The sequence below is a fragment of the Streptomyces sp. NPDC058864 genome, assembly GCF_042742985.1.
Taxonomy (GTDB): Bacteria; Actinomycetota; Actinomycetes; order Streptomycetales; family Streptomycetaceae; genus Actinacidiphila.
On record NZ_JBHYMQ010000139.1, the window covers coordinates 1 to 7,378 of the forward strand.

The 7,378-nt window shown below is 68.8% G+C and carries 6 protein-coding genes and 1 pseudogene; 5 read left to right on the plus strand and 2 right to left on the minus strand.

Annotated features, from left to right (window positions below):
• Together ACFW3D_RS41735 and ACFW3D_RS41740 are read right to left on the minus strand one after the other, a co-directional pair.
• Positions 1 to 330, minus strand: a pseudogene (locus tag ACFW3D_RS41735) (hypothetical protein); the annotation flags it as partial.
• Positions 331 to 1,368: 1,038 nt separating this feature from the next.
• On the minus strand, positions 1,369 to 1,686 hold the full coding sequence (locus tag ACFW3D_RS41740; RefSeq protein WP_500513677.1) for a hypothetical protein: 318 nt from the start codon (positions 1,684 to 1,686) through the stop codon (positions 1,369 to 1,371).
• 421 nt (positions 1,687 to 2,107) lie between these two features.
• On the opposite strand from ACFW3D_RS41740, the gene ACFW3D_RS41745 reads away from it, so the two are divergent.
• The 5 genes from ACFW3D_RS41745 (at position 2,108) to ACFW3D_RS41765 (ending at position 6,485) form a co-directional block, all read left to right on the plus strand.
• Positions 2,108 to 2,974 (plus strand): ABC transporter ATP-binding protein, encoded by an 867-nt coding sequence (locus tag ACFW3D_RS41745; RefSeq protein ID WP_500513681.1) that lies wholly within the window; start codon positions 2,108 to 2,110, stop codon positions 2,972 to 2,974.
• Positions 2,971 to 3,813, plus strand: a complete 843-nt coding sequence (locus ACFW3D_RS41750; protein ID WP_500513678.1) for an ABC transporter permease — start codon at positions 2,971 to 2,973, stop codon at positions 3,811 to 3,813. The genes ACFW3D_RS41745 and ACFW3D_RS41750 overlap by 4 nt, the downstream gene beginning before the upstream one ends.
• On the plus strand, positions 3,810 to 5,012 hold the full coding sequence (locus ACFW3D_RS41755) for a sensor histidine kinase (protein ID WP_500513682.1): 1,203 nt from the start codon (positions 3,810 to 3,812) through the stop codon (positions 5,010 to 5,012). The genes ACFW3D_RS41750 and ACFW3D_RS41755 overlap by 4 nt, the downstream gene beginning before the upstream one ends.
• Positions 5,009 to 5,635: a response regulator gene (locus ACFW3D_RS41760; protein WP_500513679.1), complete on the plus strand. Its 627-nt coding sequence runs from the start codon at positions 5,009 to 5,011 to the stop codon at positions 5,633 to 5,635. The genes ACFW3D_RS41755 and ACFW3D_RS41760 overlap by 4 nt, the downstream gene beginning before the upstream one ends.
• A gap of 268 nt (positions 5,636 to 5,903) precedes the next feature.
• Entirely contained in the window at positions 5,904 to 6,485 is a 582-nt protein-coding gene (locus ACFW3D_RS41765) for a DM13 domain-containing protein (protein WP_500513680.1), read from the plus strand.
• Positions 6,486 to 7,378 lie beyond the last annotated feature (893 nt).

Here is a 7,378-nt window from a genome sequence, read left to right on the forward strand (position 1 = left end):
AGGCTTCACCCTACTTCGCCACCGCATCCTCCTCGGATAGCAGCACGCTCCGTCACCACCGAATGTGAGACAGGGCCGTTCTTTGTACAGTCCCGTCCCTGGCGCGATGGACAACATGCGGCCTGCGGCCACGGTCATGTGCCGGGTGGCCGACAGGAGGATCACGGCCTGCGCCATGGCCTCCCGTCCCTTGGTCTTTGGGGACCCCAGGGTGCCGTAGCCGAGGTCCTCGATCACGGCGGCGGCCTTATGGACCTTGGGTGCGGAGAGATGGTCGAAGTCCTCTGCCCAGATACCGATGCGTCCGAGGCCGCGGGTGCGGGCACTCACGCGTCCCACCCTGCGGTGCACGTCCCGATGGCCGCGGCGATCTGGACCGGCGTGAGTTCGTCCCCGCCAGGGAGACCGCCCGGCCGATCCACTCCGCGGGCCGGGAGAACGCCAGCGCCGCGACGGCGCCGACATCGTCGACGGCCATGATCTGCTGCAGGACCTCCGGCGCGAGGTAGCTGCGCTGCTGCGGACTGCGGTCACCACCACAAGGGGGTGCGCGGCCCGAAGTCGAGCGTCGCAGGGTCAGCGACGACCCTACGCACGGCCTCATCCGCCACGGCCACAGCGCGCTCGGGCGTGGACGGGACACCAGCGGCCCGAGTGTGCCCATCGCCGGTCACCTCCGGCGTCGGCTCCAGCGGCTCGGAGCGAACCGGCGCTGCGGGAGCTGGCCAGGGCCGGCTGCACACGATCGAGGGGCGGTCCCAGGAAGCACGCCCCTGACGGGCACCAGCCCACTACACTCACCGCGTAGCCTTCTGATCAGGCAAAACGTCGAAGTCCTGCTGGAGTACTAGTTGGCGAGCAAGACCGTCGCGCGTCGAAACGCTTTGCGTAGGCCACAGGGCTGAGCAGCATCCCGTGGGGAAACGCTGACGCGGCTCAGGGTTGCGGCCTGGCGCAGCGCCGGCAGCGGTTCCGCCGAAGAGCGGGATTCTCGCAGAGAGGTTCCGGCGGCCGGTGGCTGCGCTTGTCCTGGACCGGTGCTGCTCGCTGTGGTGGGCAAGCCCGTTGCCGGGGCTTGCCCACCCCCGCAGGCTGGCAGGACGCGCGGCGCCGGTGGGCTCCTGTGGCCAGCTCGTGGTGCTTGGGGCGGGTTGCTTGGACCGGGGGCTGAGGGTGCGCTGGAGGGTTGCGTGGACTGGGGAACCGAGGGTTGCACCGGGGGTAGGAGCGCCGGTCTCTGTAGCGGTGGCGTTTCCGCTGGTCACGGCCGGTGGGCGAGCCCGTGCGGGATGGCGACACCTCTTCCCGGCGCGACAGCCGCAGGGGAGTGGAGTGTCTGATGCGGGTGCGGGGCCTCGGTCACCGTCTTCAGGTGGTCACGCCGCTCCACGGCAGCACCGTGGCGAGGCCCTCGCCGTCACTGAGGGCCAGGAGGCGCCAGCCGTGCGGGTCGATGTCGGTGTCCGTGGCGGCGGCGGTGTTGGCCATGACCTCGAACACCGCCCCCGCCAGTTCCTGCCGGGGCAGGCCGCTGATCTGCGTGAGGGCGGGCGTGGACACGGGAACGGTGATCTGCCCGTGGGCCCATTCGTCCAGAACCGCGTGCGCGGTGACCGGTCCGGCGCGCACGATGCGGGCCGGCGTGACGCGGTACTCCGCCATGACGCGCTCACCCTTCTTGATCATCCCCCTCGGGGTGTCACCCTGCGTTGTTCGCTGGCGCACGTCAAATGCCCGGCAGGGCACGGCTGCCGTCCCCGCAGATCCGACGTCACCCCGTGCACCATCCCGTTCGCTATGGCGTGTACGATCGCGTGCACCCGGTCCTGATCCGCGACAACGCCTGCGCCATCACCTGCGGCTTTGCGGCGACGCACCAGGGGGTCGATGGCCTACCGAATCGTGCAGCCCAGCCTTTCGCGGTTCGGTTTGACCGTGAATACGATCCGATGCTCGCGGATCTCGCGGTCTCCGCTCGCCGCCAGTGCGTTCACGAGATTTCCGAGGTCTGTGCAGCCGAGCCCGCATGTGTGTCCACCGTTCGATGGACACGGCCACGTACGTACGGTTGTCCCGGAACCTTCGGTTCCGGTCGATGCTCGTGGTCATGACCACACACGTGAACGGACTCGCGGTGGATGTACGTGGGCTGCGCAAGCGGTACGGGGACGTGGCCGCGGTCGACGGAATCGATCTCGCAATCACGCGGGGCGAGGTGCTCGGCCTGCTCGGACCCAACGGCGCCGGCAAGACCACCACCGTGGAGATACTTCAGGGTAATCGCGACCGGGACGCGGGCGAGGTGTCCGTGCTGGGGGCTGACCCGGCGCACGGTGCGCGCGCGTGGCGCTCGAAAGTCGGCGTCGTCTGGCAGGACGGATCGGCACCCGCGGAGTTGACGGTCCGCGAGACGGTGCGGCATTTCGCCCGCTACTATCCACGCCCGCGCGATCCCGATCACGTCATCGAACTGGTGGGGCTCGCAGCGAAGGCCGACAGCCGGATCAAGGCGCTCTCCGGGGGCCAGCGCCGGCGCCTCGACGTGGCGCTCGGCGTGATAGGCGATCCGGAGCTGCTGCTCCTGGACGAGCCGACGACGGGTTTCGACCCGGCCGCCAGGCGTCGGTTCTGGGACCTGATCAGCACGCTCGCCGAAGAGGGCACGACGATCCTGCTCACCACGCACTATCTGCAGGAGGCGGAAGCGCTGGCGCACCGGCTGGCGGTCCTTGCCGCAGGCCGCGTGGTCGCCGAGGGTACCCCGGCGGCGTTGCGGGACCAGTACGGCAGCGAGGCCACCGTCGAGTGGACGGAGGCTGACGGCACCCCGCGCAGCGAGCGCACCGCGACACCGACCCGGACGGTCGCCGAACTGGCCCGCCGCTTCAACGGAGAGGTCCCGGGCCTGCTGGTCACCCGGCCCACCCTTGAGGACGTGTACCTGCGGCTGACCGGACAGGAGGACGCGCGATGACGACGGCCGTCCGGACCCGGTCCGAGGCAGACGCCGGGCGCCTGCCCGGGGCCTGGGTGCTGGGGCTGCACCAGGGCGTTCTGGAGATCAAGCAGTTCTTCCGTCAGCGCGATCAGGTGGTGTTCACGTTCTCCTTCCCGGTGGTCTTCCTGTTCCTCTTCGCTTCGATCTTCCACGACGACGTGCACGGCGCCGGCGTGACCGCCTCGCAGTTGTACGTCCCCGCCATGATGGCCTCGGGAATCATGGCGACGAGCTTCCAGTCCCTCGGGATCTCGATCGCAGTGGAACGCGACGAGAAGGTGTTGCGGAGGCTGCGCGGCACTCCCATGCCGCCGACGGCGTACTTCCTGGGGAAGATCTGGCTGGTTCTGTTCACCGGCGTCCTGGAGACGGCGATCCTGCTACTTGTCGGCACCACGCTGTATGACGTGGATCTGCCGACGGATGCCGGCAAGTGGTTCGACTTCGGGTGGATCTTCGTGCTGGGGCTGACCGGGTGCGCATCGCTCGGCATCGCGATCAGCTCGGTGCCCAGGTCCGCCAAGAGCGCCAGTTCCGTCGTCGTCCTGCCCTTCCTCATACTTCAGTTCATCTCGGGGGTGTACATCTCGGTCGACACCATTCCGCACTGGATGCTGAATTGCAGTGCGCTGTTTCCGCTGAAATGGCTGTGCCAGGGACTGCGGGGTGTGTTCCTGCCCGACTCGGCGCGGGTCCTGGAGCAGGCCGGGAGTTGGGAGTTGGGTCGGATAGCCCTGGTGCTCGCGGCATGGGCCATCGGAGGATTGGTGCTGTGTCTGCTGACGTTTCGCTGGAAGACGCGGCGCGAGGAATGACGGGACCCGGCCGGGCGCGAGGGTCGGGCGCCTGGGAGCGCTCGCTTCGGCTCTGGGACGCGTACTTCGCGGTCGTCTGGGTGGCCACCCTGGCGTTGGTGCTCGGCGCCGAGCATCCAGGGTGGCCGGCGCGGGCCATGGCGGCGGGACTGCTTGTGCCACTTATACCCTGGTACGCGGTGGTGGGGCGCGGCCTGCTCCGGGAGGATCCGGCCGACGAGCGGCGGGCACTGTGCTACCTGGGCGGGGCGATGGCCCTGTTCCTGCCGTCGGCGATGCTGGCCGGCGAGACACGGCTGATGGCGTTCGCGCTGATCCCGCAGTGCTTCATGACGCTGTGCATACGCCGGGCGCTGGGAACTGTCACGCTCATCAATCTCGCGCCGGTAGTGGGCTGGGCTCTGCTGTGGCGACCGACTGGCACCGACCTCTTCACCAACGCGCTCTTCGCCGTGGTCACCCTGGTCTTCTCGGTGGTCGTCGGCAGCTGGATCATCCGGATCATCGAGCAGAGCGAGGAACGGGCTGAGCTGATCGCGGAACTGGACACGAGCCGTCACGAGATCTCCCGTCTTTCGGCCGAGCACGGGGCTCTCGCCGAACGGGAACGGTTCTCCCGGGAGATCCACGACACACTCGCGCAGGGCTTCACCAGCCTGCTGATGCTGATTCAGGCGGTCGACGCGGAACTGGAGCACGACATCCCCCAGGCCCGTCGCCATCTGGGCCTGATGGCCGAGACGGCGCGGCAGAACCTCGCCGAAGCCCGGGCACTGGTCGCCGGGGGCGCGCCCGCCGATCTCGACGGGGCATCGCTTCCGGACGCACTGCGGCGGCTCGCAGCGCGGCACCACGCCGTGGTGGACATCACGGGCCCGGTGCGTGCGCTGCCCGCAGGCCCGGAGGCGGTGGCACTGCGCTCATGCCAGGAGGCGCTGGCCAATGCCCAAAAGCACGCCGGGGGTTCCGCGTCGGTCGCGATCGCGCTGGCGTATGCCGACGACGCACTGACCGTCTCTGTGAGGGACGACGGCTGCGGCTTCGACCCGGCGGTGCCGGCAGACGGCTACGGTCTGACCGGGCTACGGACCCGCGCCGCCGAGGCGGGCGGAACGGCGACAGTCCGCAGCGCACCAGGCGAGGGCACGACCGTCACCGTCCGGCTGCCCCTGCTGCCTGCTCTCGGAGGTGCCTCATGATCCGTATCGTCCTCGCCGACGATCATCCCGTCGTACGCGAAGGGCTGCGCGCGATGCTCAGCGCGGAGCTCGACCTGGAGGTCGTCGGCGAAGCATCCAGCGGGCCACGGGCCGAGGCGCTGGCAGCCCAATTGCGACCGGACGTCGTGCTGATGGACCTGAGGATGCCTGACGGCGGGGGTGTCGACTCGATCGTGCGAATGACGGAGGCGGGGCTGCCGTCCCGGGTGATCGTGCTGACGACCTACGAGACGGACCGGGACATCCTGCGGGCGGTCGAGGCCGGGGCGGCGGGATACCTGCTCAAGGACCTGCCGCGGGCCGAATTGGCCGACGCCGTGCGGGCCGCAGCCCGGGGCGAGACGGTGCTGGCCCCGTCGGTTGCTGCCCGACTGGTCGACCAGCTCAGGGCCAGACCGGAGCGGCCTCGCCTGTCGGAGCGCGAGACCGCGGTCCTGCGTCTGGTAGCCGATGGCTGTACCAACGCCGAGATCGGGCGGCGTCTGTTCATCGGGGAGTCCACGGTCAAGACCCATCTGCTGCGGATCTTCGGGAAACTCGGCGTGGACGGCAGGACTGCTGCCGTCACAAGCGCCATGCGCCACGGACTCCTCGATCCCTGACGCAGGCCCCCGGGCCGCACCCGGAGCCCACCGCACCGCGCCGCCGAGCTTGGAATCCGACTCCGCCACGATCTGGTTCACGCCGATGCCGCAGGGGATCAGGAGTGGTGCGGGCGCGTGACCTGGCGGCCCGCTGACGCAGGCAAGTCTGCTGAACTCGGTGGCTTGTCGGGCCGGATCGTAAGGACTTCGTAGCATCTCCGGCCGGGACAGAAGGGCTCCACATCGCGTGGAATCAGTCGTGGAAGCGCAGCGTGGGGAGGCAAGGATGAGTCGTGTGGTGGGGCTGGTGCGCAAGCCGCTGGTCATCGGGGTTCTGGCGGTCGGTCTGGCGGTAGTCGCGGTGGGGTTGTACCTGTTCCAGCCCTGGAAGCTGTGGACGGACGAGACCGTGAACGAGGCGCTCCCCGCCGCCACGCCGCCTACGAACACACCGACAGGACTCACGGAGCCCGATGAGCCGGCTGCGTCCGAGGCACCCGCGCAGTCGGCCGGGCCGATGACGCTGGCTTCAGGCGAGTTCATCACCCACGAGCACACGACTACCGGCAGCGTGAAAATCGTCCAGCTCCCGGATGGCTCCCGGGTGCTGCGCCTGGAGGACCTGGACACCAGCAACGGCCCGGACCTGAAGGTCTGGATCACGGACGCGGCAGTGAAGCCGGGCAAGGACGGCTGGGACGTTTTCGACGACGGCGCGCACCTCAGTCTCGGCACGCTCAAGGGCAACAAGGGCAGCCATAACTACCCGCTGCCCGCCACTGCAGATCTCGAGAAGTACACCAGCGTGAGTATCTGGTGCGATCGGTTCAACGTCTCCTTCGGCGCCGCCGAACTGGCTCGCGCCTGACACGGAACCTGCGGCCGCGTGCAGACTTTTCGACGAGATGGCCGGCCGTCTCACTGAGGCTGCCAACACCTCAGGCGGCACTTCCCCGACCGTGCGCGGGCATGGAAACGGTGATCTGCCCGTCGGTCGAGGCGTCCAGGGCGCGTGGGCGGTGATCGGTCCGGCGTGGCCGTGCTCCCGGCGGGAGCCCGGCCACGCCCTTGTCATCGTGCTTCTGCTTCTGCTACCAGCGCATGCCGAGACTTTCTGCATGAGCCGTTACGCCGGTTTACGCCCTGATTTGGCTGTTTCTCTATGGATTGTCGGCTGTCGGGCTGTCATGCTCCTTGCCTTTTGGGGGTGTCCGGGAGAAGAGCAACAGCGCGACGGACAGCGCAACGGGATAGGCGGCAGCAGACCATGGCTGAGGGATGATTTTCTCGGTTCCGACCGCGGCAACGGCCAGCGCGAGCCAGCTCAGGAGGAGCCACGGACGTTTCACCAGAACTCTGGCTGTCGCAGCGCAACGACTCCCGAAACCCGCCCCCATCGAACGCATGGCCATACCGTAACCGTCCGTCTCACCCGAGACCACGGGCCGGCGCGCAGGAACGCCGGCACCACCTGGCGTTGAGCGGTGCCGGGGGACCCGGTCATGTCCTGTCCGCAAAGGCTTGGGTACACGCCACGAAGGCTCCGGGGTACCTGCCAGTGTCCCGGAGCCTTCGCTTTCCGCTTCTCCGGCCGGATCAACGACCGGGCGCCATCCTGGTTACGTCCTCTCGCTGCCCAGGTCGTCCGGCAAACGCGGCCTGGGCTTCAGAGGTCGTTAAGTCCGTTTCTGGTAGCGGCCTCGTCCGGGCTGGGTGAGGAAGCCTTGGCGGGTGAGGCGTCCGAGACGGCTGCGGGTGATG